The sequence below is a fragment of the Blautia wexlerae genome, from assembly GCF_013300825.1.
GTDB lineage: Bacteria > Bacillota > Clostridia > Lachnospirales > Lachnospiraceae > Blautia_A > Blautia_A wexlerae_B.
Window position 1 is genome coordinate 1 of record NZ_JAAIMY010000037.1, and the last position, 26372, is coordinate 26372.

24 protein-coding genes, 7 tRNA genes and 1 riboswitch are annotated in these 26372 nt (G+C 42.4%); of the genes, 25 read left to right on the forward strand and 6 right to left on the reverse strand.

Translation table 11 applies throughout. From position 1 onward, the window contains the following. Window positions 1–100: 100 nt before the first annotated feature. From araA to G4417_RS14475, 19 genes are all read left to right on the forward strand, one after another. Entirely contained in the window at window positions 101–1600 is a 1500-nt protein-coding gene (gene araA, locus G4417_RS14385) for an L-arabinose isomerase (RefSeq protein ID WP_173683973.1), read from the forward strand. A gap of 183 nt (window positions 1601–1783) precedes the next feature. Continuing rightward, a complete protein-coding gene (locus G4417_RS14390; RefSeq protein ID WP_173683974.1) occupies window positions 1784–3388 on the forward strand; it encodes a xylulokinase in 1605 nt (534 codons plus the stop codon). Window positions 3389–3542: 154 nt separating this feature from the next. Beyond that, window positions 3543–3695: a hypothetical protein gene (locus G4417_RS14395; RefSeq protein ID WP_173683975.1), complete on the forward strand. Its 153-nt coding sequence runs from the start codon at window positions 3543–3545 to the stop codon at window positions 3693–3695. 238 nt (window positions 3696–3933) lie between these two features. After that, a complete protein-coding gene (locus tag G4417_RS14400; RefSeq protein WP_173683976.1) occupies window positions 3934–4146 on the forward strand; it encodes a hypothetical protein in 213 nt (70 codons plus the stop codon). Between the two features lie 125 nt (window positions 4147–4271). Continuing rightward, window positions 4272–4583, forward strand: coding sequence for a rhodanese-like domain-containing protein (locus G4417_RS14405; RefSeq protein ID WP_173683977.1), 312 nt, complete (start codon window positions 4272–4274; stop codon window positions 4581–4583). A 100-nt stretch (window positions 4584–4683) separates the two neighbouring features. After that, entirely contained in the window at window positions 4684–5226 is a 543-nt protein-coding gene (gene yfcE / locus G4417_RS14410; RefSeq protein WP_055053062.1) for a phosphodiesterase, read from the forward strand. 33 nt (window positions 5227–5259) lie between these two features. Continuing rightward, complete coding sequence (locus G4417_RS14415) at window positions 5260–6423, forward strand: THUMP domain-containing class I SAM-dependent RNA methyltransferase (protein WP_173683978.1); 1164 nt, start codon at window positions 5260–5262, stop codon at window positions 6421–6423. Window positions 6424–6461: 38 nt separating this feature from the next. Then, window positions 6462–7046 (forward strand): XTP/dITP diphosphatase, encoded by a 585-nt coding sequence (locus G4417_RS14420; protein WP_173683979.1) that lies wholly within the window; start codon window positions 6462–6464, stop codon window positions 7044–7046. Then, window positions 7043–7522, forward strand: coding sequence for a metallophosphoesterase family protein (locus G4417_RS14425; RefSeq protein WP_020437076.1), 480 nt, complete (start codon window positions 7043–7045; stop codon window positions 7520–7522). The genes G4417_RS14420 and G4417_RS14425 overlap by 4 nt, the downstream gene beginning before the upstream one ends. A gap of 441 nt (window positions 7523–7963) precedes the next feature. Then, window positions 7964–8038: transfer RNA gene (locus tag G4417_RS14430), tRNA-Pro, on the forward strand. A gap of 35 nt (window positions 8039–8073) precedes the next feature. After that, a tRNA-Gly gene (locus tag G4417_RS14435) sits at window positions 8074–8144 on the forward strand. 21 nt (window positions 8145–8165) lie between these two features. Further along, window positions 8166–8239, forward strand: a tRNA-Arg gene (locus G4417_RS14440). Between the two features lie 5 nt (window positions 8240–8244). After that, a tRNA-His gene (locus tag G4417_RS14445) sits at window positions 8245–8318 on the forward strand. Between the two features lie 9 nt (window positions 8319–8327). Then, window positions 8328–8399, forward strand: a tRNA-Gln gene (locus G4417_RS14450). A 10-nt stretch (window positions 8400–8409) separates the two neighbouring features. Continuing rightward, window positions 8410–8482 (forward strand) — tRNA-Lys (locus G4417_RS14455). 97 nt (window positions 8483–8579) lie between these two features. Then, window positions 8580–8660, forward strand: a tRNA-Leu gene (locus G4417_RS14460). A 98-nt stretch (window positions 8661–8758) separates the two neighbouring features. Further along, window positions 8759–9523, forward strand: coding sequence for a hypothetical protein (locus G4417_RS14465; protein WP_173679295.1), 765 nt, complete (start codon window positions 8759–8761; stop codon window positions 9521–9523). A gap of 38 nt (window positions 9524–9561) precedes the next feature. Continuing rightward, window positions 9562–10266, forward strand: coding sequence for a purine-nucleoside phosphorylase (gene deoD, locus G4417_RS14470; RefSeq protein WP_173683980.1), 705 nt, complete (start codon window positions 9562–9564; stop codon window positions 10264–10266). A gap of 434 nt (window positions 10267–10700) precedes the next feature. Next, entirely contained in the window at window positions 10701–11081 is a 381-nt protein-coding gene (locus G4417_RS14475) for a metal-dependent transcriptional regulator (RefSeq protein WP_173683981.1), read from the forward strand. Between the two features lie 318 nt (window positions 11082–11399). Here the strand turns inward: G4417_RS14475 and G4417_RS14480 are convergent, their stop codons facing one another. The 3 genes from G4417_RS14480 to G4417_RS14490 all read right to left on the reverse strand — a co-directional run bounded on the left by G4417_RS14480 (window position 11400) and on the right by G4417_RS14490 (window position 15324). Continuing rightward, complete coding sequence (locus tag G4417_RS14480; protein ID WP_062807477.1) at window positions 11400–12326, reverse strand: DMT family transporter; 927 nt, start codon at window positions 12324–12326, stop codon at window positions 11400–11402. Window positions 12327–12615: 289 nt separating this feature from the next. After that, window positions 12616–13992 (reverse strand): NCS2 family permease, encoded by a 1377-nt coding sequence (locus G4417_RS14485; RefSeq protein ID WP_173683982.1) that lies wholly within the window; start codon window positions 13990–13992, stop codon window positions 12616–12618. Between the two features lie 54 nt (window positions 13993–14046). Beyond that, on the reverse strand, window positions 14047–15324 hold the full coding sequence (locus G4417_RS14490; RefSeq protein WP_330598392.1) for an amidohydrolase family protein: 1278 nt from the start codon (window positions 15322–15324) through the stop codon (window positions 14047–14049). A gap of 71 nt (window positions 15325–15395) precedes the next feature. Further along, window positions 15396–15491, reverse strand: a riboswitch (purine riboswitch). A gap of 516 nt (window positions 15492–16007) precedes the next feature. On the opposite strand from G4417_RS14490, the gene G4417_RS14495 reads away from it, so the two are divergent. Beyond that, window positions 16008–17156 (forward strand): AI-2E family transporter, encoded by a 1149-nt coding sequence (locus tag G4417_RS14495; protein ID WP_173683984.1) that lies wholly within the window; start codon window positions 16008–16010, stop codon window positions 17154–17156. Window positions 17157–17319: 163 nt separating this feature from the next. After that, window positions 17320–17694 (forward strand): BlaI/MecI/CopY family transcriptional regulator, encoded by a 375-nt coding sequence (locus G4417_RS14500; protein ID WP_020993513.1) that lies wholly within the window; start codon window positions 17320–17322, stop codon window positions 17692–17694. A gap of 145 nt (window positions 17695–17839) precedes the next feature. Here G4417_RS14500 and G4417_RS14505 read toward each other — a convergent pair whose 3' ends face one another. Further along, window positions 17840–19066: an argininosuccinate synthase gene (locus G4417_RS14505; protein WP_008706208.1), complete on the reverse strand. Its 1227-nt coding sequence runs from the start codon at window positions 19064–19066 to the stop codon at window positions 17840–17842. A gap of 460 nt (window positions 19067–19526) precedes the next feature. Between G4417_RS14505 and argC the strand changes: the two genes are divergently transcribed. The 4 genes from argC to G4417_RS14525 all read left to right on the forward strand — a co-directional run bounded on the left by argC (window position 19527) and on the right by G4417_RS14525 (window position 23947). Beyond that, the gene (gene argC / locus G4417_RS14510; protein ID WP_020993512.1) at window positions 19527–20567 is read left to right on the forward strand and encodes an N-acetyl-gamma-glutamyl-phosphate reductase; all 1041 of its coding nucleotides are present in this window, start codon (window positions 19527–19529) and stop codon (window positions 20565–20567) included. A gap of 67 nt (window positions 20568–20634) precedes the next feature. Continuing rightward, the gene (gene argJ / locus G4417_RS14515) at window positions 20635–21858 is read left to right on the forward strand and encodes a bifunctional glutamate N-acetyltransferase/amino-acid acetyltransferase ArgJ (protein WP_173683985.1); all 1224 of its coding nucleotides are present in this window, start codon (window positions 20635–20637) and stop codon (window positions 21856–21858) included. Window positions 21859–21873: 15 nt separating this feature from the next. Continuing rightward, window positions 21874–22770, forward strand: a complete 897-nt coding sequence (gene argB, locus G4417_RS14520; protein ID WP_173683986.1) for an acetylglutamate kinase — start codon at window positions 21874–21876, stop codon at window positions 22768–22770. Next, entirely contained in the window at window positions 22757–23947 is a 1191-nt protein-coding gene (locus G4417_RS14525; protein WP_173683987.1) for an aspartate aminotransferase family protein, read from the forward strand. The genes argB and G4417_RS14525 overlap by 14 nt, the downstream gene beginning before the upstream one ends. 64 nt (window positions 23948–24011) lie before the next feature. Here the strand turns inward: G4417_RS14525 and G4417_RS14530 are convergent, their stop codons facing one another. Together G4417_RS14530 and G4417_RS14535 are read right to left on the reverse strand one after the other, a co-directional pair. Continuing rightward, entirely contained in the window at window positions 24012–25331 is a 1320-nt protein-coding gene (locus G4417_RS14530) for a sensor histidine kinase (RefSeq protein WP_173683988.1), read from the reverse strand. 1 nt (window position 25332) lies between these two features. Then, window positions 25333–26049 carry a LytR/AlgR family response regulator transcription factor gene (locus tag G4417_RS14535; protein ID WP_173683989.1) on the reverse strand — a complete coding sequence of 239 codons (717 nt, stop codon included), beginning with the start codon at window positions 26047–26049 and terminating at the stop codon, window positions 25333–25335. Window positions 26050–26372 lie beyond the last annotated feature (323 nt).

Sequence of the window (26372 nt, forward strand, 5' to 3'; positions counted from 1 at the left end):
TCTTGGCATATTCATGCCAAAACACCTCGCGGGATAGTGGTGTGTGAACAGTAACATAAAAATAAAAAACATATATAAAAATCCAGGGAGGAATTTTATCATGAAAACAGGAAGAAACTATAAGTTCTGGTTTTGTACAGGTTCACAGGATCTTTACGGAGATGAGTGCTTAAGAAAAGTTGCCGAGCATTCTAAGATCATTGTTGAGGAATTAAACAAGAGCGGTGTTCTTCCATTTGAATTAGTATGGAAACCAACACTGATCACAAATGAACTGATCCGTAAAACATTTAATGAGGCAAATGCAGATGAAGATTGCGCAGGTGTGATCACATGGATGCACACTTTCTCACCGGCAAAATCATGGATTCTTGGTCTGAAGGAGTACAGAAAACCACTCTGCCATCTGCATACTCAGTTTAATGAGGAAATTCCTTATGATACCATTGATATGGACTTCATGAATGAAAACCAGTCTGCTCATGGCGGTCGTGAATATGGTCACATTGTCACAAGAATGGGAATCGAAAGAAAAGTTATCGTTGGCCACTGGGCAGATAAAGATGTACAGGAAAGACTTGCTTCCTGGATGCGTACAGCTGTTGGCATTATGGAAAGCAGCCATATCCGTGTATGCCGTGTAGCAGATAACATGAGAAACGTAGCTGTTACAGAAGGTGATAAAGTAGAAGCACAGATCAAATTCGGATGGGAAGTTGACGCTTACCCTGTAAATGAGATTGCTGACTATGTAAAAGGTGTAGCTAAAGGTGATGTAGATGCACTGGTAGATGAATACTACAGCAAATATGATATCATTCTTGAGGGAAGAGATCCGGAGGAATTCAAACGTCACGTAGCAGTTCAGGCTCAGATTGAAATTGGATTTGAGAAATTCCTGGAAGAGAAAAACTATCAGGCAATTGTTACACATTTTGGCGATCTGGGTGCTCTTAAACAGCTTCCTGGACTTGCAATCCAGAGACTTATGGAAAAAGGTTATGGATTCGGCGCAGAAGGTGACTGGAAGACAGCTGCAATGGTCCGTCTGATGAAGATCATGACAGCAGGTATCAAAGATGCAAAAGGAACTTCCATGATGGAAGACTATACATATAATTTTGTACCTGGAAAAGAAGGAATCCTTCAGTCACATATGCTCGAGGTTTGCCCATCTGTTGCAGATGGTAAGATTGGTATTAAAGTATGCCCGCTTTCCATGGGTGACAGAGAAGATCCTGCAAGACTTGTATTTACAAGTAAGACAGGTCCGGCTATTGCAACATCCCTGATCGATCTTGGTGACCGTTTCCGCCTGATCATCAATGATGTAGACTGCAAGAAAGTTGAGAAACCGATGCCGAAGCTTCCTGTAGGAAGTGCGTTCTGGACACCACAGCCAAACCTTAAAACAGGTGCAGAAGCATGGATTCTTGCAGGCGGTGCTCATCATACAGCATTCTCCTATGACCTGACAGCAGAACAGATGGGAGACTGGGCTGCAGCTATGGGAATTGAAGCTGTTTACATTGATAAAGATACCAATATCCGTGACTTCAAAAATGAACTGAGATGGAATGAGCTTGCATTCAGAAAATAATTATTACCATAAGTGATATAAAAGGGTTACTGTGAACGGAGTGAACAGTAACATAAAAGGCTGTCATATCAGACAGGAACAATGGATTGTGTATATATGTCAGAGATTCATTGGATTACCTGAGATGGCAGCCCTAAAAATATATAAAAAAAGTACATCAAAAAATCAGGGAGGTACATAAAAATGGGAGCAGCAGAAGCAAAAGCAGCAATAATTGCAAATAAAACAGCACTTGGTATTGAGTTTGGTTCTACCAGAATTAAAGCAGTACTTGTAGATGACAAAAATCAGCCAATCGCATCCGGTGCACATGAATGGGAAAACCGTTATGAAAACGGTGTCTGGACATATAGCCTTGATGATATCTGGACAGGTATCCAGGATTGTTATCAGGATATGGCAAAGGATGTAAAAGCAAAATATGACGTAGAACTGGAATCCGTAGGTGCATTTGGTGTCAGTGCTATGATGCATGGCTATATGCCATTTAATAAAGATGGAGAACTTCTTGTACCATTCCGTACATGGAGAAATAATATTACAGGAGAAGCCAGTGAAAAGCTGATGGAGCTGTTTAATTACAATATCCCTCAGAGATGGAGTATCGCACATCTGTATCAGGCAATCCTTAACGGTGAAGAACATGTAAAAGATATCGATTATATTACAACTCTGGAGGCTTATGTCCACTGGAAACTGACAGGAAAGAGAGTTCTGGGTATCGGTGACGCAGCAGGTATGTTCCCGATTGATACCACAAAGGCAGATTACAACCAGGAGATGGTTGATAAATTCGATGAACTGGTTACTCCTTACGGATTCTCATGGAAACTTCGTGATATTATGCCGAAAGCCCTTGTTGCAGGTGAAGATGCCGGTGTTCTTACAGAAGAAGGTGCAAAACTTCTCGATGTAACAGGAAAACTGAAAGCTGGAATCCCGATGTGTCCTCCGGAAGGTGATGCAGGAACAGGAATGGTTGCAACAAACAGTGTGGCAGTCCGCACAGGTAATGTTTCCGCAGGAACTTCTGTATTTGCCATGATCGTTCTGGAAAAAGAGCTTTCCAGACCTTATAAAGAAATTGATATGGTTACCACTCCGTCCGGACATCTGGTAGCTATGGCTCATTCCAACAACTGTACTTCTGACCTGAATGCATGGGTAAATGTATTTAAAGAGTTTGCAGAAGCTATGGGTATGGAAGTGGATATGAACAAATTGTTCGGAACCCTTTATAATAAGGCACTTGAAGGAGATCCGGACTGTGGCGGACTTCTGTCTTACTGCTATTTCTCGGGTGAGCATATGACAGGCTTTGAAGAAGGACGTCCGTTATTTGTACGTTCTCCTGAAAGCAAATTTAATCTTGCAAACTTTATGAGAACCAATCTGTATACATGCCTTGGAGCCATGAGAGTAGGTCTGAACCTTCTGTTTGAGAAAGAAAATGTAAAAGTAGACCGTCTTCTTGGCCATGGAGGATTATTCAAGACAAAAGGTGTAGGACAGCAGATTCTGGCAGATGCTGTCAATGCACCGGTATCTGTAATGGCTACTGCAGGTGAAGGCGGAGCCTGGGGAATCGCACTTCTTGCTTCTTATCTGGTAAATAAAGAAGAAGGCGAGACTCTGGAAAGCTTCCTTGATATCAAAGTATTTGCAGATCAGGAAAGCAGCACACTGGATCCAAAACCGGAAGGTGTGGCTGGATTTAACGCATTTATGGACAGCTATATGAAAGGCCTTTCTATTGAAAGAGCTGCAGTAGAGTCTGAAATCTGGTAAATTATGGACAGAAACCCTGCCACATTTTTTGCCACATATTGAAGACAGTGTAAGAATACAGTAAAATATCCATATCAACTCATACGGGAGAGTGACACAATGATGATTGTAAATGTGGAGAAACAAACTGTCCGCTGGCGCGTATGAAAAATGAATGGGAAAAGAAGAATATAAAAATGGAGCAGCATCGCACATCATGAGATTGGCGATGCTGCTTTTTATATTTTTTTCTGAGATTACGTGTATGGATAAATACAAAGAGAAAACCCCGGCAGGGGAGCTGCCGGGACTTTCAAGGGGAGTATAAATAATTAAATAAGGGGTTTATGTAAAAAAAATTTTTGAAGGGTAAATTCTTTTTACAGATATGATTATAATATAGCTTGGTGAAAAAAGCAACATATTTTGATGAATATTCCCCCCGGTTTTTGGGATAATAGTCAATGTGAAGCACTTTCAGCAATGAAGTGCGGAAGAAAAAATCCCGGATTCTTCCGGGCTATTGGAAAATCCGGGAAGATAAATTCCATCAGGAGGAAAAAATAATGGCAAAAAACTATGAATCATCTGAGAGTAAAAACAGCAGAAATCGCACAGGAACTTCAGATAAGAGCAGCTATGGTAATGAAATGAACTATACTGATGATGTGAAGAATAGTACGAAGAACAGCACAAAAAATAAAAATGAGACAGACTGCAGGAATAAGATGAAAAATAGAACTTCCCAGTCTTACAGATCAGAAGAAGACAGATATTGATTGGATCAGGAGGGGGAAATGCCCCTCCTGATCTGCTGTGAGCCAATTTATGTGTCGGCTGTTTTTTGTCAGGCAGTGGCACATCTGTCCCTGATATCATATGATATAACAAAAAGGAGTCTGCCATGTTTCCGGTGGAAACGATTTCTGCAAAAATGCTGGATTATTATGTGGACCGAAGGGACACGTTGATCATAGATCTGAGAGAAAAAAAGTCCTATATGCACAGCCATGTAAAAGGAGCCGTAAATATGCCATATGGAGAAATAGACGGATATACAGCCTTTCCAAAAGGAAAAATACTGGTTCTGTACTGCGACAGGGGCGGGGCAAGCCTTCTGCTTGCAAGGCAGCTTGCAAAGCTTGGGTACTGTACCAGGTCTGTTATAGGCGGTTTTGAAGCATATCGGGGAAGAAATCTTGTAATTTCGCCATAAGCATGATAAGGTGTAAGAGAAAAAATACGAACCGGTATATCTTCAGGTTATTTCAGAAATCAATCTGTCGGCATACCAATAAAAGAGGAGACACAAAACTATGAAATATATGTTTGCATCAGATGTCCATGGTTCTGCATACTACTGCAGAAAAATGCTGGATGCCTATAAAGAAGAAAAGGCAGAACGCCTGGTACTGCTGGGCGATCTGCTCTATCATGGCCCGAGAAATGATCTTCCCAGAGAATATGCTCCCAAACAGGTCATTTCCATGCTTAATGACATGAAGAAAGAAATTTATGCTGTACGTGGGAATTGTGAAGCTGAGGTCGATCAGATGGTCCTGCAGTTTCCGGTTATGGCAGACTACTGTATTCTGAACCTGGATGGAAGAACCTTTTATGCCACACATGGGCATATTTACAATGAAAATAATCTGCCTCCGATCCAGGAAGGAGATATTCTGATCCATGGACATACCCATGTACTGAAAGCAGAGCAGAAAGAAGGCTATGTACTTCTCAACCCGGGTTCTGTTTCCATTCCAAAAGAAGGAAACCCGCCTACATATGCGATCTTTGAGGACGGTGTGTTTACAATTAAGGATTTTGAGGGAAATATTGTTAAGAGCATAGAATTATAGGGAAGTCCCATCTACATATAGAAAGGATAAAGAATGGAAAAATTTGAACTGATCGCTCCATGTCATTTCGGTATGGAAGCTGTACTGAAACGTGAGATCCTTGATCTGGGCTATGAGATTACCAAAGTAGAGGATGGAAAAGTAACATTCGAGGCAGATGCACAGGGAATCGCAGATGCCAATATCTTTCTGCGTTCCACAGAAAGGATCCTGCTGAAAGTAGCAGAAGTAAAGGCAGAAACCTTTGACGAGCTTTTTGAAAAGACAAAAGCCCTGCCATGGGAAAACTATATTCCCAAGGATGGGAAATTCTGGGTTGCCAAGGCCAATTCTGTGAAGAGCAAGCTCTTTAGTCCGTCAGATATCCAGTCCATTATGAAAAAGGCCATTGTAGAGCGTCTGAAGGGCGTATACGGGGTATCCTGGTTTGAAGAGGATGGGGCAAGCTTTCCTATCCGCGTGGCATTTATGAAAGATGTGGCCACGATCGGTATTGATACTTCAGGGGTATCTCTGCATAAAAGAGGATATCGTAAAATGACAGTGAAAGCTCCGATCACAGAAACACTGGCATCTGCTCTGATCATGCTTACACCATGGAATAAAGACAGGATTCTGGTAGATCCTTTCTGCGGAAGCGGTACCTTTCCTATTGAAGCAGCAATGATGGCAGCAGATATTGCACCCGGCATGAACCGTTCCTTCCTTGCTGAGGAATGGAAGCATCTGGTTCCGAGAAAATGCTGGTATGATGCAAATGAAGAGGCACAGGACAGGATAAATCTTAATATTGAAACAGATATCCAGGGCTTTGACATTGATCCTGAGGCGTTGAAGGCTGCCAGAGCTAATGCAAAAATGGCAGGTGTGGACAAGCTGATCCATTTCCAGCAGAGAGCGGTAAAAGATCTCCGCCATCCCAAACCATATGGATTCATCATCACAAACCCTCCTTATGGGGAACGACTGGAAGAAAAAGAGAATTTAACTCAGCTTTATCGTGAAATCGGGGAAAGCTATGAAAGGCTTGACAAGTGGTCCATGTATCTGATCACATCTTATGAGAAAGCGGAGAACGATATCGGGCGAAAAGCAGATAAAAACCGTAAGATCTATAATGGTATGCTTAAGACCTATTACTATCAGTTCCTTGGGCCGCGCCCACCGAAGAAAAACCGTAGCTTAGTGCTTCTGTAATTGCGAAAAATCAAAATAAAAAGAGGATACAAAGGATTATGAAAAAAATAATTTTTGCTACCGGAAATCAGGATAAAATGAGAGAAATCCGCGAGATCCTTGCAGATATGGATGTAGAGGTTGTTTCTATGAAAGAAGCGGGAATCCATGCAGATATTGTAGAGAATGGTTCTACTTTTGAGGAAAATGCTGTGATCAAGGCGAAGACAATCTGTGAACTGACAGGGGAGATCACTCTGGCAGATGATTCCGGTCTGGAGATTGACTATCTGAATAAAGAGCCGGGCATTTATTCTGCCCGTTACATGGGAGAAGATACCTCATATCATATCAAAAATGCAAGTCTGATAGAGAGACTGAACGGAGTTCCGGACGAGAAGCGTACTGCAAGGTTCGTATGCGCCGTTGCAGCGGCTTTTCCGGATGGAAGTGTAAAAACAGTGCGTGGAATAATGGAAGGCCGTATAGGCTATGAGGAGAAGGGAGAGAACGGCTTCGGCTATGATCCGATCTTCTACCTGCCGGAATATGGATGTACTTCTGCAGAGCTTTCCGGCAAAGAGAAAAATAAGATCAGCCACAGGGGAAAAGCATTACGTGCCATAAAGGATGAACTGAAATGAAGGTACTGATCGTCAGCGATACTCATGGACAGGATGAGAATCTGGAAGAGACAGTGCTCAGAGAAGCTCCCTTTGATTATCTGATCCACTGTGGTGATGTGGAAGGCAGAGAGATTTTCATTGAGGCACTGGCAGAGTGCCCATGTACGATTGTCGCAGGAAATAATGACTTTTTTACAGATCTTCCCTATGATGAAGAAGTTACCCTGGAGGGACATAAGATACTGGTTACACATGGACATCACTATTTTGTGTCCCGGGATTATGATAAACTTGTTGAGAATGCGCAGGCTAAGGGATGTAAGATTGCAATGTATGGTCATACTCACATGCCTTTGATCGAGAATGAGGATGGGATTCTGGTAATTAATCCCGGCAGTCTTACCTACCCGCGTCAGAGAGGCCGCAGGCCAAGCTATGCAGTTATGCAGATAGAAGAAGGAAAAGATCCTCAGGTCGAGATCAGATACCTCTGAAAAATTATTTAACTGAATCAGGTAAGTTACTTGCGGAGGTTGCGAATATCCGCCTGACTCATCTGACTGTATATTTTTGAGGTATTGTTGTTCGGATAACGGCAATACCTCTTTTTACAGATACGTGACAGTAAAAGAATAGAAGAAAAAATAAAAAAAGTTAAGATTTTTTTATTGTGCGAAAAAAATATTTTTTTACAAAAAATCTCAAAAACCAGTAAAAAATCCCTTTTTGCGAACAAAAAAACGATTTTTTTGAAAAAAGTGAAAAGCCCGCAAAGCCTTGTATTTAGCTGGTTTCAGGGACTTTTCGAGGAATAAAAAATCACTTTTTTAAAAAAAATCAAAAAAAATTGAAAAAAGGTGTTGACATTTGGGGTTGCTTAACATATAATATGTCTTGCGTCGGACAACGAAGCACAAATAAATAAAGAAAAACAGCGGGGTGTGGCTCAGCTTGGCTAGAGCGCCTGGTTTGGGACCAGGAGGCCGCAGGTTCGAATCCTGTCACCCCGACTGCTGTAACAACAACATTACCGTTTCAGCGAAATGCGGGTGTAGTTCAATGGTAGAACACTAGCCTTCCAAGCTAGATACGTGGGTTCGATTCCCATCACCCGCTTCTCTGTATGTACAGAGAGATGTGTCTGTAGCTCAGCTGGATAGAGCAACGGCCTTCTAAGCCGTGGGTCGGGGGTTCGAATCCCTTCAGGCACGCTGTGGTGGGTATAGCGCAGTTGGTTAGCGCGCCAGATTGTGGCTCTGGAGGCCCAGGGTTCGAATCCCTGTATCCACCCTTCGCCTTTGGGCTATCGCCAAGCGGTAAGGCACAGCACTTTGACTGCTGCATTCGCTGGTTCGAATCCAGCTAGCCCAGTCTTTTATATGGAGCATTAGCTCAGTCGGTAGAGCACTTGACTTTTAATCAAGTTGTCCGGGGTTCGAATCCCCGATGCTTCATTAATAGCGGAAATCTTTTGTGAGGTTTCCGCTATTTTATTGCTTTTGCAGAGTGCGAGAATGATTTTTCGGATACACTCTGAGAATATGAGAAAATGCGGATATGGCGGAATTGGCAGACGCGCTGGTTTTAGGTACCAGTGGGCTTCCCGTGCAGGTTCAAGTCCTGTTATCCGCATTCAGAAAAAGTACCGGTTAAAACGGTGCTTTTTTGTTTTACAGACATAGTTTTTTGTTGTATAGTTAAGTTATAAACAGGACAGGGAGATTTTGACTATGGATATACAGAAATTTCAGCAGAAACTTACAGAAGTATGTGAACTTGGAGAGAAGAATGGCAAAGTATTGAAACCGGAACAGATAAAGGAATGCTTTGGCGAACTTGACCTGGATAAGTCACAGCTGATCAAGATATTACAGTATTTAAAATTAAAAGGTATTTCCATTGAAGGTGCGGAGGAGATCTCAGCAGCATCTCAGGCCGGACCGGAAGAAGTATCCGAAGAAAAAGAAGAAAAAGTTCCTCTGACAGCAGAGGAAGAAGCGTATCTGAAAGAATATCTGGAAGGTCTTGAAGAACAGGAGCAGGGAGAGAGAAGTGCGGAAGAACTTTTTGAACTGCTTTCAAAGGGAGATGCGCTGGCACAGGCAGAACTGTCACAGAAGTATCTGCGTGCAGCAGCCGAAATGGCGGTTGAAATGAACTGTGAGGAGATTTTTATCGCTGATCTGATTCAGGAGGCAAATATAAGCCTTCTGATGGCTCTGGGAGAGGAAGAACCGGAAGAGAAAGATGAGAAATGGCTGCTTGGACGTATCCGGTGTGGGATCCGCCATGCTATCGAGGAGCAGACACAGAGGAAATTTGAGGATGACTATCTGGTAGCAAAGGTGGAGAAGCTGGAAGCGGCAGTCCGGGAACTTACAGAGGATGAAGAGGATGAAAGTTCAAAGTTCAGTGTAGAGGAGCTGGCGATCATTCTTGATATGGATGAAGAAGAAATCAGGGATGTGCTGCGGCTTACAGGTGATGATAAATAATGCAGTGATGTAGCATTACGGGAAAGGAGAGGGTGATTATGAGTATTTCAACACCACACAACAGTGCAAAGAAAGGTGATATTGCAAAGAAGGTTCTGATGCCGGGAGATCCGCTGCGTGCGAAGTATATTGCGGAGACATATCTGGAGAATCCGGTATGTTTTAACACAGTGAGAAATATGTTTGGTTATACCGGAACTTATAAGGGTGAGCAGATATCTGTCATGGGCAGCGGTATGGGGATGCCGTCTATGGGTATTTACAGTTATGAGCTTTATAATTTCTATGATGTAGAGAAGATCATCCGTATTGGTTCTGCAGGTGCGCTGCAGGATGATGTAAGTGTAATGGATGTTGTGATCGCTATGAGTGCATGTACGGATTCAAATTATGCAAGCCAGTATCAGTTGCCGGGGACTTTTGCTCCTACAGCAAGCTATGAACTGGTTGCAAGGGCTGTAGAGGTTGCGAAGGAGCAGGGTACACCGGTTCGTGTGGGTTCTGTTGTATCTTCAGATGTGTTCTATGGAGATAATCCGGAGAGTTCGAAGGCATGGAGAAAGATGGGGGTTCTCTGTGTGGAGATGGAGTGTGCGGCGCTGTTTATGAATGCTGCGAGAGCCGGTAAGGAGGCACTGGGGATTCTTACGATTTCGGATCATGTTTTCAGGGATGAGGCAATTTCTGCGGAGGCCAGACAGACTTCGTTTAACAGGATGATGGAGATTGCTTTAGGAATTTAAAAGATAATCCTGGTATAAAAAGGTTCTTTGGCTGGTATGTGGGAATGCTGGTCAGAGGGCTTTTTTTTTAATTCAGTAGGGACGCGTCAAAAAATATTTCATTTCATGTGCGGTTTCGGACACTAAGATATTCTAAGCCGTCAAAAATCTACTAAAAGCATGAGCCATCAAGGACAAACTCGCTTCGCTCAGACAGTGTCCTTGATGGCTCATAACGCAGATTTTGGGCGGCTAAGAATATCTAAGTATCCTGCAAATGCACATGAAATGAAATATTTTTCGATGCTGTTTTTTCATATGGAATGAATGAAATTTTGGCTACGTTACTGAGAACGGAGTGAGCAGTAACAGTTAATGACGACTGTTCTCAAGAAGAGCGATTGAAAAATTTTCCATATTGTGTTAATATCAAAACAATATGGGAGGTATTTTGAATGCAAATTAGAAAATCGGCGGAGGATTATTTGGAGGCAATTTTGGTGTTGTCTAAACAGGGGGGCGGTGTTCGTTCTATTGATATTGCGACGATGCTTGGGGTATCGAAACCGAGTGTGAGTCATGCGATGAAGCTGTTACGTGAGGATGGCTATATCGCGATGGATCGTTATGGTACGGTGACGCTTCTGGATAAAGGGGCTCAGATTGCAACGCATATTTATGAACGCCATACAGTGTTGAGTAAGATGTTGGAACGTCTCGGCGTAAGCCCGGAGATTGCGAAGGAAGATGCATGTAAGCTGGAACATGATTTAAGTGATGAGAGTTTTTCCAAGATAAAAGAACATTTCCACAAGGTGATTGGGGAAGTTGAATAGCGGATAAAAAATAAATTCCCCCCGTCGGATGAATTTCTGACGAAGGGGGGAGTTTATTTTTTAAAGTTAGTCATCTACCATTTCTGTTACATAGCTTCCATGCCCGTCTATAGCAATAACTTTTTCTTTTCCATCTTCTGTTTGAAATATCCATGGAGCAGAATAAGGATTACGAAAAAAGGCTTACAACGAATGGTGGTGTGGTACAATACTGTAGAAAGAAGAATGCTGGAAAGCCGTATAGTCGTATGAAGGAGAAACTCACATGCAGTTTAATGAGAGGAAAGAGGGAATAGACCCTCTGACCTACTCTGCATATTATTCTGTCTGCTTCTGTGGAAGCTGTGCAAGGATGATAGCAGCAAACATGATGACACATCCAAGGATTTCTTTAGTACTTAGTTGCTGTCTGAGGATGATCCATCCGGCTAGGACAGAGATGCAGGATTCCAGGCTGAGTATCAGGGATGCTACAGTTGGGTTCATGTTTTTCTGACCGATAATCTGCAAGGTGTAAGCTACTCCGCATGACATGACACCTGCGTAGAGGATTGGCTGCCATGCTGCCAGGATGGATGAGAGTTCCGGATGCTCAAGGAGCAGAGCGGGAATGCCGGAAAGAACTCCACATGTCAGGAACTGAATACAGGAGAGCTTTACTCCGTCTACTTTTGGAGAAAAGTAGTCGATGACCAGTATGTGCAGTGAAAATAGAAATGCGCATACCAGTACGAGCAGATCTCCTTTTCCGATAGAAAATCCATCTGTGATGCACAGGAGATAAAGTCCGATCAGAGCCATTGCAACGGCAGCCCAGATAAATTTCGTGCATTTTTTGCCAAGGAATAGTCCGATGACAGGGACGATCACAATATAACAGGCAGTGATAAAGCCGGCTTTTCCGACGGTTGTATACTTGATGCCAAACTGTTGGAAATTGCTTGCCAGACAGAGGCAGATACCGCAGGCGATACCGCCGATAATCAGAGTTTTTTTCTCCTGCATATTGGATACAGTATTACTTGAGGTGTCAGATCTGCCAGATGCTTTGGAAGCAGAATCTGAAGGGGAGTTTCTCTTTTTCAGAATAAAAATCAGTGGAATCAGAACGACTGCTCCGATAAGGGAACGGACGGCATTAAAAGTAAAGCCTCCTACGTATTTCATTCCTACGCTTTGAGCCACAAAAGCGATACCCCAGATGATCGCTGCGAGAAGCAGGAGCAGGGAATTTTTTAAAGGAATCTGTTGTTTTTGCATGATGTGTGTAATCCTTCCTTATATTTCAAATATTTTTTAAGAGCGCCTGTGCTTCATTGATCTAAAAATGAATAAACACTTTCATAATTATACATCATAGATGTAAAAAGAGAAAGACGATTATAGAAATAAAAAGAAGCCTCTGCAGGAGACTTCTTTTTATTTCTGTGTAATTTAAAATATAATATATAAAATGTAAAGCAGTATTGATTGTAGAGTCATGTGATGAAAGTGAATGCTTTTATCCGCCTGACTCTTGATTATGATATTTATATCAGATAAAGATATATTTCAAAATAAACAATACAGCCAGTACATACATCAGTACGCTGATTTTCTTTTCCTTAGCTTTACCTGTAACAACGTTGATGATCACATAGGAGATAACACCCATGGAGATACCTTCAGAAATGCTGTACAGGAATGGCATTGCGATGATCGCGATAAATGCCGGGATTGCTTCAGTCATGTCGTTGAAGTCAATCTTGGTTACTGATGTGAGCATCAGGAATCCAACGATGATCAGAGCCGGTGCTGTGGCAAAGGACGGGATTGCCAGGAAAATCGGGGATAACAGCAGTGATAATCCGAAGAGGATGGCTGCTATCAGGGAAGTAAGTCCTGTACGTCCGCCTTCAGCAACACCGGAAGCACTCTCTACGAAAGTAGTAACTGTGGAAGTACCACACATAGCACCTACTGTAGTTCCTACTGCGTCAGAAAGAAGAGCACCTTTGATGTTCGGAAGTTTGCCTTCTTTATCCAACATATCAGCTTTGGAAGCAACGCCGATCAGTGTTCCAAGTGTATCGAACATATCTACAAACAGGAATGCAAACATAATGACTACGAAATCAAGTGTGAAGACAATGGAGAAGTCCATTTTCATAAATGTGGGAGCCATGCTTGGAATGGAGATTCCGTTTGAGAAATCCGGCAGGAGACTGTACCAGCCGGCTGCAGGATCAGGTTTGTAAAGTCCTGTCAACTGACAGATAATGCCAAGTCCCCATGTGATCAGGATACCCCAGAGAATGTTTCCTTTTACACTCTTAACAAGAAGGATGGCGGTGATGAGAAGTCCGATCAGCGCCAGAAGAACTGTAATTCCTTCTGTATTGAAGGTTCCGCCGGAAACGGAGGATTTAAAGGAAAATACACTTACCAGGGTGGAGTCGTTGTTAACTACGATCTTAGCATTCTGCAGTCCGATGAAAGCAATAAACAGTCCGATACCAACGGATACTGCATGTTTCAGGTTCATTGGAATAGCGTTAAAAATCGCTTCACGCACATTAGTGAGTGATAAAAGGATAAAAATAATACCTTCTACAAATACAGCTGCCAGTGCCTGCTGCCAGTTGTATCCCATGCCAAGAACAACCGTGTATGCAAAGTAGGCATTTAAGCCCATGCCCGGTGCAAGAACGAACGGGTAGTTAGAAAGCAGTGCCATCAGGCAGGTGGCAATAAAGGATGACAGTGCGGTCGCTGTAAAAACAGCTCCTCTGTCCATGCCGGACGCTTCCAGAATATTTGGGTTAACAGCCAGAATGTAAGCCATTGTCATGAAAGTAGTGATACCAGCCATAACTTCTGTTTTTACGTCTGTGTGGTTTTCTTTGAGATGAAACATTTTGTCAAGGTTCATAATCTTTCCCCCTTTTGAATTTAAAATTGCCGTCGGGCTCTGTATTTCCTGCAGTTACAGAATCTTTCTTCCGGCTACATATTTAGCGGTAATATTGCGGTCATCGGAAAGGTAGATCAGTCTTTCGAGTCTGTCCTTCGGAGAGAGCTTCAGTGGAGTTGGAATAGTGCTGTCATTAAGCACAACCGCATCAAATTCATACCCCTCCTTAAAGCTTCCAACCTTTCCAAAGAAGGAACCGCCTCCTTCTGTTCCCATATAAAAGGCCTCTTCAACAGTGAGCGGCTTCATGGAAGAATCAACCAGCCGCCAGTACAGCTTGGAAACCTGAATAGCATCAGCCATGGCACGCAGAATAGAAACGGAAGTTCCACCTGCAATGTCAGAGCCCAGTCCGATGTGTAAGCCTTCGTCCAGATAACGTCTCGCAGGAGAGATACCTGAGGCGAGATTTGTGTTAGACTGCGGACAATGAGCAATATAAACGCCCTGCTTTTTCATAAGGGCAATTTCCTCATCCGAAGAATGAACACAATGAGCCATGATCGTTGGACAGTCACCGCCGAAAAGATCAAACTGGCTATATGCTTCTCCATAAAAATGTGTATTCGGGCAAAGCTCCTTCACCCAGGCAATTTCACTGAAATTCTCAGAAAGGTGAGACTGCATCGGCAGATGATACTTTTTCTGAATCTCCGAAAGCTTCTCCATCAGCTCATCAGAACAGGATGGAGTAAATCTCGGAGTAAGGATCGGCTTTACATTTTCAAATTTATCAAGCGTATCCTTAATCCACTGAACCGTAGCATCAGCAGAAGCCTGAGCACTCTCTTCCTGCAACTGCGGAGAACCATTACGGTCCATATTTACCTTGCCGACCATAGCTTTTATTCCGGTTTTATCCAGTTGTTCCATCAGGATCTCGGTAGCAGGGACATGCAGAGTTCCGAAAATACATGCTCTTGTATTCGGGCTCTTCTTCATATCCTCAGCGAAAACAGAATAAGCCTCTTTTGCAAACTCCGTATCTTCATAACGCGCTTCCTGCGGAAAAGTATAAGTATTCAGCCAGTCCAGCAGCTCAAGATCCATACCCGAGGCACGAAACGTATACTGCGGAGCATGAAGATGCAGATCAGTCAGTCCCGGAATGATCAGCTCATCGCCAAAATCTGTACATGAGATTCCTGCAAATTTCTCAGGAAGCTCATCAAACACCCCTGCACATCGCCCATCTTCACATACTAAATATCCATTTTCAGTGATGGAAAGTTCTGTCAGAGAATTACTGTAGCAAATCGTTCCCTTTAAAACAAAAGTCCGCTCGTTCATAACCATACCTCCTTTTTGCGGTTAAGGAAAGGCAAAAAAAATCTACCGATGCTGCCTTTACCTCATTCTTTCTCCCTGAGGAGAGAACTTATAGACAACTATTACGGTAGTTGGTAGAAACGTCCAACCGATTATGGACATATATAAGTTTACTTATATTGTTTATAAAATGATTATAAAATATTTGCAGTTAACTGTCAATTCCTTTCTGCGATTTAATTTATTATTCTTTTTCACATTGCTCTTTGATAATTCATAGTCTGCAAAGCATTTTGCTGGCAGAATTTATATAAAGTATATGATATCCCATGTGAACTTATACAATCTCTTTCATATTTAAAGTCTTTTTTATTCATGTAGGCTTTTAACATGCGAATTGATGCGATGTTTTTCACCTCCCAATTACCAGCTTAGAAAAATATTTTATCTGCTATGCATTTGCAGGCATCTTAGAGATTCTTAGTCCTCTTAAATCTGCGTTATGAGAAGAAAAGTCCATTGCCTGAGCACCAGCGAGCAATCATAGACTTTTCTTCTCATGCTTTTAGCAGATTTCAGATGACTTAGAATCTCTTAGATGCCGAAACCGCATAGCAGATAAAATATTTTTCTAAGCGTCCCTCATTTTATTATTAAAATATGATATAATACTCTCCAATATCAAAAAGAAAGGAAAAACAAACATGCAGCTAGACAAAGAAAACATGAAAAAAATCCGATGGCTCATCGCATTCGCAATTCTCTTATACCTGGGTGTCCAGAACCTGCACATAGTCATCAGCACTGTCAGAGTTCTGCTTGGCTTTCTCTTTCCGTTCATCATTGGTTTCGGAATCGCTTTTATCCTCAATATTCCAATGAAATTCATAGAACATCATCTGTTCGGAAGAGTCCTGAAACAAGAGAAAAAAACAGCACAAAAACTGGCAAGGCCGGTCAGCCTGGTGCTTTCTATCTGCTTTGTGATCTGTATAATCGTGATCGTTATGCTGGTAGTAGTACCGGAACTGGGGGCAACATTCGTAAACATAGCGAAAAAGATAGAAGAAAATATTCCGGTTTTCCAGAAATGGATCGACAATGTATTCGGAAACAATCCGGAAGTTGTGAAATGGGCGCAGTCTCTTGACATTGAGCCGGGAAAAATAATCGATTCTGTACTCGGCGTACTGAAGAACGGAGTCAATAACATTGTTTCCTCCACAGTGTCCATCACCATAGGACTTCTGACTACTGCAATGAATGTATCCATTGGCTTTGTATTCGCCTGCTACGTCCTTTTGCAGAAAGAAAAGCTCCTGCAGCAGATAAAAAAAGCAATGTACGCAATGTTCCCGGAAAAACCGGTCAGATATCTGGCACATGTATGGAATCTGGCAAACAGGATTTTTTCCAGCTTTATTACCGGACAGTGTATCGAAGCTGTGATTCTTGGAAGTATGTTCTTTGTATCCATGACAATCCTGCATTTTCCATATGCAATGCTGGTGGGTGTCCTGATTTCATTTACAGCATTGATCCCGCTGTTTGGCGGAATTATCGGATGTTGGGTAGCATTTTTTCTGATCCTTATGATAAGTCCTGTAAAAGCAGTTCTGTTTCTGGGACTTTTCCTTATCCTGCAGCAGATAGAAGGAAACCTGATCTATCCTCATGTGGTAGGTGGTTCTGTCGGGCTTCCATCCATCTGGGTACTGGTAGCTGTAACACTTGGCGGCAGTCTGATGGGAATTGCGGGAATGCTGATCTTCATTCCGACAGTATCTGTCATCTATACACTTTTCAGAGAGTGGGTATATGCCCGTCTTGAGAAAAAACAGCTTGTTTTATGACGAAATGATTCGTGATGTGTAGAAAGATGTATTATTGTCCGGATAAACTTGGTAACAAATTTGTAAAAGGACTGTAAATCAGTGTAAGGTCTCTGTAATTGTAATTAATTCGATATTTCTGTATTATAGTGATATCTGGTTAAAAATGGAAGGAGATCTTAAGATGGACATCTTAAAAGGTAAACGTTATGATATTATGAATGTGCTTTGGGAAGAGGGAAGACCATTGTCTGCTTTTGAGATCAATGACATTGCACCGGAACTGAAAATGCCGACAGTAAGAAGATGCCTGGAGCTTCTTTTGAAAGAGAACCTGATCCAGGTTGCGGGAACTTCAATGAACGGCAAGGTGTATGCAAGAAATTATACCCCTCTTCTTTCAAGAGAGGATTATTTAAAGGGAAATGCCAAAAGCAGAAAGATTAATCCGGTGGAAATGATGAATGCGCTTCTGGAATCTGATGGGATTACAGTGGAAGAGCTGGAAAAACTTCAGGAGCTTATCGATAAGAAACGTGCGGAATTGGAAAGCAGATAATCATAAACATAGCAGATAAAAACGGACATGGCCATCTGGCTGTGTCTTTTTTGTGCCATTTTTTACAGAATTGCACTACTGTATCAGGTAATAAAAACAGCCAGATGAATAAAGTGTTCATCTGGCTGAATCTGTTATCAATTAATTATTTCTTGTTCTGCTCAACTTCTTTTAACATCATAGCGCGAACTTTCAGTGGAAGTCCGAACAGTGTGATGAATCCATCTGCATCGTGGTGGTCATAGAGGTCACCTGTTGTGAAAGATGCAAGAGATTCATTGTACAGGCTGTATGGAGAAGTTGTACCGGCTTTGATGATGTTGCCTTTGTACAGTTTGAATTTCACTTCACCTGTTACATATTTCTGTGTGGATTCAACGAATGCCTGGATTGCCTCTCGAAGTGGTGTATACCATTTTCCTTCGTAAACAACCTGAGCGAACTGGCTGCCAAGTTTCTTCTTGGTTTCCATTGTCTCGCGGTCAAGTGTAAGTTCTTCGAGCTGTTCATGAGCTGCCATCAGGATAGTTCCACCAGGAGTCTCATATACGCCACGTGATTTCATACCAACAACACGGTTCTCAACGATATCAACGATACCGATACCGTTCTCGCCGCCTAATTTGTTAAGCTCAGTGATAATCTCGGAAACTTTCATTTCTTTGCCGTTTAATGTTTTCGGAACACCCTGCTCGAATGTCATGGTAACTTCTGTTTCTTTATCAGGGGCTTTCTCAGGTGTAACACCTAAAACAAGCATATTGTCATAATTTGGAGCCTGGGAAGGATCTTCCAGTTCCAGACCCTCATGGCTGATATGCCATAAGTTTCTGTCACGGCTGTAGCTGTGGCTTGCATCGAATGGAAGGTCGATTCCGTGAGCTTTGCAGAATGCAATTTCATCTTCACGTGACTGCATGGTCCATTTGTCTGTCATACGCCATGGAGCGATGATTTTGATGTCAGGAGCAAGAGCCTTGATGCCAAGTTCGAAACGGATCTGGTCATTACCTTTACCTGTAGCACCGTGGCAGATAGCAACTGCGCCTTCTTTACGTGCGATCTCAACTAATTTCTTAGCGATTGCCGGACGGGCCATGGATGTACCAAGGAGATATTTGTGTTCGTATACAGCACCTGCCTGTACACATGGAACGATGAAGTCATCACAGAATTCATCTACGATATCTTCGATATATAATTTGGAAGCACCGGAAAGCTTTGCTCTTTCATCCAGTCCGTCCAGTTCGTTTCCCTGACCGCAGTTTACGCAGCAGCAGACAACATCGTAATCAAATGTTTCTTTTAACCATGGGATTAAGGCTGTGGTATCAAGACCGCCTGAGTATGCTAAAACGACTTTTTCTTTCATGATTGTATTCCTCCTGAAATTGGATTTTATTATTTTCCTGATTTGTAAAAATTTCCTGAGATATCCGTTTGCCGAAAGTAAATGAATAGGTCGGGAGTTCAGCGCATTATTTTTGAATAAATGCGGTAATTTCTGATTGAAATTTTTGAATAAATATTCAATGCGGAACAAGATGATTTCGTGTGATGCCGCTTAACAAGTGATAATATACACCTTTTTTTATAAATATGCAATAGAAAAATGCAAAAAAGTTTTATCTGTTTTTGCATAAATATGCAACATAATATAGGAAAAGACAGGGGGAAATTCGTGAAGCAAAATAGAATCCATGTAAAAACATTGAAAAATGACTATTGCATATTATGCAGGTAAGATGTATAATTAGTCCAGCACTCTGATAGAGTAAAGTTTTACTATGAAATGAAGATCGCCGGATGAGGCGAAGATGGAGGAAATTATTATGATTAAAGCAGGAATTATCGGTGCCACAGGATATGCAGGTAACGAGATCGTGAGACTGCTTCTGGGACATAAAGATGTGGAAGTTGCGTGGTATGGTTCAAGAAGTTACATTGACCAGAAATATGCAGATGTTTATCAGAACTTTTTTAAACTGGTAGATGCGAAATGTATGGATGATAATATGGAAGCATTAGCTGATGAAGTGGATGTGATTTTTACAGCTACTCCTCAGGGACTCTGTGCTTCTTTAATTAATGAAGGAATTCTTTCCAAGGCGAAAGTTATTGACCTGAGTGCGGATTTCCGTATTAAAGATGTGAAGAAATATGAGAAATGGTATGGAATTGAGCATAAGGCTCCGCAGTTTATTGATGAGGCGGTTTATGGTTTATGTGAGATTAATCGTGAGGAGATTAAGAAGGCAAGACTGATTGCGAATCCGGGATGTTATCCCACATGTTCCACCCTTTCTATTTATCCGCTGATCAAAGAAGGGCTGATCGATCCGTCTACCATTATTATTGATGCGAAGTCCGGTACTTCAGGAGCAGGACGTGGAGCGAAGGTTGCCAATCTGTTCTGTGAAGTGAATGAGAATATTAAGGCTTATGGTGTTGCAAGTCACAGACATACACCGGAGATTGAGGATCAGCTTGGTTATGCGTGTGGCAAAGAGGTGCTGATTAATTTTACACCTCATCTGATTCCTATGAATCGTGGTATTCTGGTGACTGCTTATGCTTCTCTGACTAAGGATGTTTCTTATGAAGAGGTGAAGGCAGTTTATGATAAGTATTATGAGAATGAGACTTTCGTTCGTGTGCTGGATAAGGATGTTTGTCCGCAGACTAAGTGTGTGGAAGGAAGTAATTATGTGGATGTGAACTTTAAGATCGATCCCAGAACTCACAGAGTTATTATGATGGGGGCTATGGATAATCTGGTGAAAGGTGCTGCAGGACAGGCTGTGCAGAATATGAATCTGATGTTTGGATTTAAGGAGGCTGAGGGACTGCTGCAGGTGCCGATGTGTCCGTGATAGATTAATGGAAAGGGACGCTTCGGAAATTATTTGGTTTTATTTATATAGAAAGGATTGAGGTTTTATGAAGATTATAGATGGCGGCGTTACGGCGGCTAAGGGATTTAAGGCAGCGGCTGTTGCGGCTGAGATTAAGTATAAGGGCAGAACGGATATGGCTATGGTTTACAGTGAGGTGCCATGTGTGGCTGCGGGGACTTTTACTACCAATGTGGTGAAGGCTGCGCCTGTTAAATGGGATCAGGATATTGTTTATAATCATCCGTCTGCACAGGTGGTGATCTGTAACAGTGGTATTGCCAATGCATGTACTGGTGCAGAAGGGTATGGTTATTGTAAGGAGACTGCAGATGCGGCTGCTGAGATTCTTGGGGTGGCTGCTGACAGTGTGCTGGTTGCTTCTACAGGTGTGATTGGTATGCAGGTTCCCATTGACCGTATTAAGAATGGTGTGAAGATGATGGCGCCGAAGTTGGATGGTTCTCTGGAGGCTGGTACTGAGGCGGCGAAGGCGATCATGACTACTGATACCAAGAAGAAAGAGGTTGCTGTTCAGATTGAAATTGGCGGTAAGACGGTTACTGTTGGTGGTATGTGTAAGGGTTCCGGTATGATCCATCCGAATATGTGTACAATGCTTGGGTTTGTTACTACTGATGCGAAGATTTCCAAGAAGATGCTGCAGGAAGCATTAAGTGAGGATGTTAAGGATACTTACAATATGGTTTCTGTTGATGGAGATACTTCTACCAATGATACAGTTCTTCTTCTGGCCAATGGTCTGGCTGAGAATCCGGAGATCACAGAGAAGGGTGAGGATTACGAAACCTTCAAGGCTGCGCTGAATTATATCAATACTACTCTGGCGAAGAAGATCGCAGGTGACGGAGAGGGTGCGACTGCACTGTTTGAGGTGAAGATCATTGGTGCAGAGTCTAAGGAGCAGGCAGTTACATTGAGCAAGTCTGTTGTTACTTCTTCTCTGACAAAGGCTGCTATCTACGGACATGATGCAAACTGGGGAAGAATCCTGTGTGCTATGGGATATTCCGGTGCGAAGTTTGATCCTGAGAAGGTGGATCTGTTCTTTGAGAGTAAGGCTGGTAAGATCCAGATTATTGAGAATGGTGTGGCTGTGGATTACAGTGAAGAAGAGGCAACGAAGATTCTTTCTGAGGAAGCTGTCACAGCAATCGCTGATGTGAAGATGGGTGATGCCACAGCAACTGCATGGGGCTGTGACCTGACTTATGATTATATAAAAATCAATGCGGATTATCGTTCATAACAGAGGAGAATACAGATGGTTAATCAGAAATATTTAGATAAAGCGGAGGTGCTGATCGAGGCGCTTCCTTATATTCAGAGATTTAATCGTAAAATCGTAGTTGTAAAGTACGGCGGAAGTGCCATGCTGGATGATGAACTGAAGAAGAATGTGATCAAGGACGTTGTTCTTCTGAAACTGGTTGGTTTCAAACCGATCATCGTTCATGGCGGTGGTAAGGAAATCAGTCGCTGGGTTGGCAAGGTTGGTATGGAGCCGAAATTTATTAACGGTCTTCGTGTTACAGATAAAGATACTATGGAGATTGCAGAGATGGTTCTTGCGAAGGTGAATAAGGAACTGGTTGCCATGGTGGAATCTCTTGGTGTAAATGCTGTTGGTATCAGTGGTAAAGACGGTGGTCTGCTGAAATGCCGCAAGAAACAGACAGAGGGTGGAGACATCGGATTTGTTGGTGAAGTTACAAAGGTTGAGCCGAAGATTCTGGAGGATCTTCTGGAGAAAGATTTCCTGCCGATCATTTTCCCGGTAGGTTATGACGATGAGTTCGCTACTTATAATATTAATGCGGATGATGCTGCATGTGCCATTGCAGAGGCTGTTCATGCTGAGAAGCTTGCATTCCTTTCTGATATTGAAGGCGTTTATAAAGACAAAGATGATCCGTCCAGTCTGATCTCTGAACTTCATGTAGATGAAGCACAGAAACTGATCGATAACGGTTATGTAGGCGGAGGTATGATTCCGAAGCTGAAAAACTGTATTGATGCCATTGAAGAAGGCGTTAACAGAGTCCATATCCTTGACGGAAGAATTCCTCACAGCTTACTGCTGGAAATCTTTACAAACAAAGGTATTGGTACTGCGATTCTGAGAGAAGACGGGGAGAAATATTACAATGAACATGAATGAACAGATGAAGGAATCCGAAGAGAGTATCCTTCACACTTATAATCGTTTTCCTGTTGTTTTTGAAAAGGGACAGGGATGTTATTTATATGATTCCGAAGGAAAGGAATATCTGGATTTTGCAGCAGGTATTGCTGTGAATTCTCTGGGATATCATTATCCGGGATATGATGAAGCATTAAAAGATCAGATTGATAAGCTGATGCATATTTCCAACTTATATTACAATGAGCCGATCATTGAAGCAGGTGCGAAGCTGGTAAAGGCAAGTAAAATGAGCAAGGCATTCTTTACTAACAGTGGTACAGAAGCAATCGAAGGTGCTTTAAAAGCAGCTAAGAAATATGCATATGTACGTGACGGACATGCAGATCATGAGATCATTGCCATGAACCATTCCTTCCATGGAAGAAGTATCGGAGCTCTTTCCGTAACAGGAACTGCTCATTACAGAGAGCCCTTTGAGCCACTGATGGGCGGTGTGAAGTTTGCAGATTTTAATGATCTGGAAAGCGTAAAGGCTCAGATTACAGATAAGACCTGCGCGATTATCACTGAAGTTGTACAGGGTGAAGGCGGTATTTATCCGGCAAAGAAAGAATTTCTGGAAGGTCTGCGCCAGATCTGTGATGAGAAAGACATCATGCTGATTTTCGATGAGATCCAGTGCGGTATGGGAAGAACCGGACATTATTTTGCATGGCAGGCATATGGTGTAAAACCGGATATCATGACAAGTGCGAAAGCTCTTGGATGTGGTGTGCCGGTAGGTGCATTTGTCCTGGGTGAGAAAGCTGCTAAAGCTTCTCTGGAGCCAGGCGATCATGGTACCACTTACGGTGGAAACCCGTTTGTATGTGCTGCAGTCAGCAAAGTATTTGACATTTATGAGAATGATAAGATCATCGAACATGTACAGGAAATGACTCCATATCTGGAACAGAAACTGGATGAAATTGTTGCAAAACATGAATGCGCTGCAACAAGACGAGGCATGGGCTTTATGCAGGGAATCGTGATCCAGGGCCGCCCTGTTGGAGAAGTTGTAAAGGCTGCTCTTACAAAAGGACTGCTGGTGATCTCTGCAGGCAGTGATGTATTGAGAATCGTACCTCCGCTTGTGATCACAAAAGAACACATTGATAAGATGGCTACAATTCTGGATGAGTGCATGGAATAATTTTAGATACTTCAAGAGATATTTGAATATTTTTACAAAATGCTCCGGTATAATCAGTAATTGATTATATCCGGAGCATTATTTTTGCAGAGAAAATACCATCTTTATAGGTAAAGTCACAGGCACCTCCATTTTTGTCGGTAATGTGGCGGACAGATTCGATTCCTATTCCGTTTCCGGAGTGTTTGGAGGATTGGAAAATATTGTTTTTTTGCTGTATTTTGCCATCGAAGGTATTCTCCACATGGATCAGAAGGAGATGATTATGGTGGGGATAAACTTCCACATTAATCTTTCTGCGGGCGGGTACTGTTTTCACACTTGCCTGGATGGCATTTTCCAGCAGATTGGAGAACACAAGGCACAGATTGATCTCATCTATGGAAAGATCAGCAGGCAGGGAAACCACTGCATGAAAAGGAATGTTTTCTCTTTCTGCAATGGTGGAATAATATCCGAAAACACTGTCAACAGCCTGATTTTCACAGAAATGCAGGTTATAGTCAGAGATTTTTCCGGTTGCAGCGGAGAGATATTCTTTAATTTTTTCCATGTCACCCTGTTCTGCCAGAGTGGACAGACGGACAAAATGATGGCGGATATCGTGACGTGCCTGTTTTGCTTCTTCAATGGCCATGCAGAGATTCTCGTATCTTTCCTGTTGAAGGGAAAGAAAATGGTTCTCCTGCTGAAGTCTGGCATTTCTGTTCAGGCTGACTGCCATCATAAGAAACAGGACATAGAACAGAAGCAGGATTATGAGCAGTACAAGACTGAAAACAATATAACACTGCAGAATACGCCCGGTATATAAAGTGCTGCGGTGTTTGGGAATCATAAAAAGATTCACTCCGATGAAGATTACCGGAAGAATCCAGAATACATACCAGGTCTGGGCAAAGTTCTCGTCTGTGACCATTGTCTGTACACAGTGGCAGGCAGGATACCAGGCTGCCAGAACAAACAGCAGACAGATGACGTTATAGAAAATTCCGGCACTAGTGTGCAACCACAGTTCGTTTTCTGTAATATGCAGGTCAGCAGTCATAAGTGCATTGACTGCCCGGGACAGACTTTTGACACATGTAAAAACTGCGAAGACTGCCAGAAAAATACTGACGGATTTCCAGACAGAGATTTTTAATGTTTTATGGTAAATGAGCATAATGACAGGCAGCAGAGGAAACAGGAACCATCTGGTGGGAATTTGCAGGGCACAGCAAACTGCCCCTCCCAAAATACAGATTCCCAGAAGAAGGGGAAGAAGCCATGCTGTCAGCTTAAGCGGTGTCTGCCTCAAATGGTTCTTTACAGGCAGATATGCCAGCAGTATACCGGGAATGATTACGAAAAGTTCAAGTACAGGGCGAAGTATGTCAGTCATTTCAGGACCTCCTTTGGAACAGAAATTCCATAAATGTCTGTCTGGCGTTTTTCAGCAGCTTCCGGCTGACAGAGACATTGCTTCCGTTATCAAGGCGAAAGCCTGTTCCGTCAAAATCAACGGCATGCTCCAGATTGATCACAACGCCTCGGTTACACCGATAGAAACGTGAGTCCATTTTCAGGGAGGTTATGAAGGAATCAAAGGACTGGCGGGTGACCAGTTCCCTTTCACCGGCAGTGTGGATGTGGATCATATGGGAAAAATGCTCTGCGTAGATTATTTTCCGAAAGGGGATCTGAATATTACTGCCGTTTACCTTTACATCTATGTATTTCCCGGAATCCGGGATGCGGGAAAGGATTTCGTCTGTCAGTGCGGAAATATCATTTTCACTGTAGGGCTTTACAAGATAGTGCAGAGCCCGGACCTGGAATCCCTCTAATGCATGGTCGGTGGAAGTTGTTGTAAAGATCAGCAGACAGTCAGTATCTGATCTGCGAAGTTCTTTTGCTGTATCAATCCCGTTAGAACCATTCATATAAATATCCAGAAACACTACCGTGAAAGGACATTCCTTCGCTGCAGTGAGGAAAGTTTCTCCATTTTCATATTCCAATATATCTGTATGGACATTGCGCCTGGAAAACTGAGATTCCAGTCTGTTTCGTAACAGTGTCCGTTCTTCTGAAATATCATCAACAATTGCAATTCTCATAGTAAATCTTCCTTTATTTATAAAATGATGTTAGGGTCAAAAGGCATTTTGCCCCTAACTTGATATCTACGAATTGCTTCGCTGCAAAGCAGCTCCCGCAATTCTCAAACATTCGAAATCCGCTGATTTACTACGTAAATCGCTGCTTTCTCATGTTTGGCGGGTCCCAAGTTCAAAAGTCTTATCGTGCAAGCACGAACGACTTTTTGACCTTTTGACCCTGATATCATAAAATTCTACTATAAGTATATCACAAAACAATACCATAGATTTACAATTCGTGTCATTTTCTGTCGTTTCGTGACAGAATTATTGAAAAAATT

Bases quoted from the DNA above. Each gene is read 5' to 3' on its own strand.
- araA (WP_173683973.1), top strand. From the start codon at position 101: ATGAAAACAGGAAGAAACTATAAGTTCTGGTTTTGTACAGGTTCACAG.
- G4417_RS14390 (WP_173683974.1), top strand. From the start codon at position 1,784: ATGGGAGCAGCAGAAGCAAAAGCAGCAATAATTGCAAATAAAACAGCA.
- G4417_RS14395 (WP_173683975.1), top strand. From the start codon at position 3,543: ATGGGAAAAGAAGAATATAAAAATGGAGCAGCATCGCACATCATGAGA.
- G4417_RS14400 (WP_173683976.1), top strand. From the start codon at position 3,934: ATGGCAAAAAACTATGAATCATCTGAGAGTAAAAACAGCAGAAATCGC.
- G4417_RS14405 (WP_173683977.1), top strand. From the start codon at position 4,272: ATGTTTCCGGTGGAAACGATTTCTGCAAAAATGCTGGATTATTATGTG.
- yfcE (WP_055053062.1), top strand. From the start codon at position 4,684: ATGAAATATATGTTTGCATCAGATGTCCATGGTTCTGCATACTACTGC.
- G4417_RS14415 (WP_173683978.1), top strand. From the start codon at position 5,260: ATGGAAAAATTTGAACTGATCGCTCCATGTCATTTCGGTATGGAAGCT.
- G4417_RS14420 (WP_173683979.1), top strand. From the start codon at position 6,462: ATGAAAAAAATAATTTTTGCTACCGGAAATCAGGATAAAATGAGAGAA.
- G4417_RS14425 (WP_020437076.1), top strand. From the start codon at position 7,043: ATGAAGGTACTGATCGTCAGCGATACTCATGGACAGGATGAGAATCTG.
- G4417_RS14465 (WP_173679295.1), top strand. From the start codon at position 8,759: ATGGATATACAGAAATTTCAGCAGAAACTTACAGAAGTATGTGAACTT.
- deoD (WP_173683980.1), top strand. From the start codon at position 9,562: ATGAGTATTTCAACACCACACAACAGTGCAAAGAAAGGTGATATTGCA.
- G4417_RS14475 (WP_173683981.1), top strand. From the start codon at position 10,701: ATGCAAATTAGAAAATCGGCGGAGGATTATTTGGAGGCAATTTTGGTG.
- G4417_RS14485 (WP_173683982.1), bottom strand. From the start codon at position 13,992: ATGAACCTTGACAAAATGTTTCATCTCAAAGAAAACCACACAGACGTA.
- G4417_RS14490 (WP_330598392.1), bottom strand. From the start codon at position 15,324: ATGAACGAGCGGACTTTTGTTTTAAAGGGAACGATTTGCTACAGTAAT.
- G4417_RS14495 (WP_173683984.1), top strand. From the start codon at position 16,008: ATGCAGCTAGACAAAGAAAACATGAAAAAAATCCGATGGCTCATCGCA.
- G4417_RS14500 (WP_020993513.1), top strand. From the start codon at position 17,320: ATGGACATCTTAAAAGGTAAACGTTATGATATTATGAATGTGCTTTGG.
- G4417_RS14505 (WP_008706208.1), bottom strand. From the start codon at position 19,066: ATGAAAGAAAAAGTCGTTTTAGCATACTCAGGCGGTCTTGATACCACA.
- argC (WP_020993512.1), top strand. From the start codon at position 19,527: ATGATTAAAGCAGGAATTATCGGTGCCACAGGATATGCAGGTAACGAG.
- argJ (WP_173683985.1), top strand. From the start codon at position 20,635: ATGAAGATTATAGATGGCGGCGTTACGGCGGCTAAGGGATTTAAGGCA.
- argB (WP_173683986.1), top strand. From the start codon at position 21,874: ATGGTTAATCAGAAATATTTAGATAAAGCGGAGGTGCTGATCGAGGCG.
- G4417_RS14525 (WP_173683987.1), top strand. From the start codon at position 22,757: ATGAACATGAATGAACAGATGAAGGAATCCGAAGAGAGTATCCTTCAC.
- G4417_RS14530 (WP_173683988.1), bottom strand. From the start codon at position 25,331: ATGACTGACATACTTCGCCCTGTACTTGAACTTTTCGTAATCATTCCC.
- G4417_RS14535 (WP_173683989.1), bottom strand. From the start codon at position 26,049: ATGAGAATTGCAATTGTTGATGATATTTCAGAAGAACGGACACTGTTA.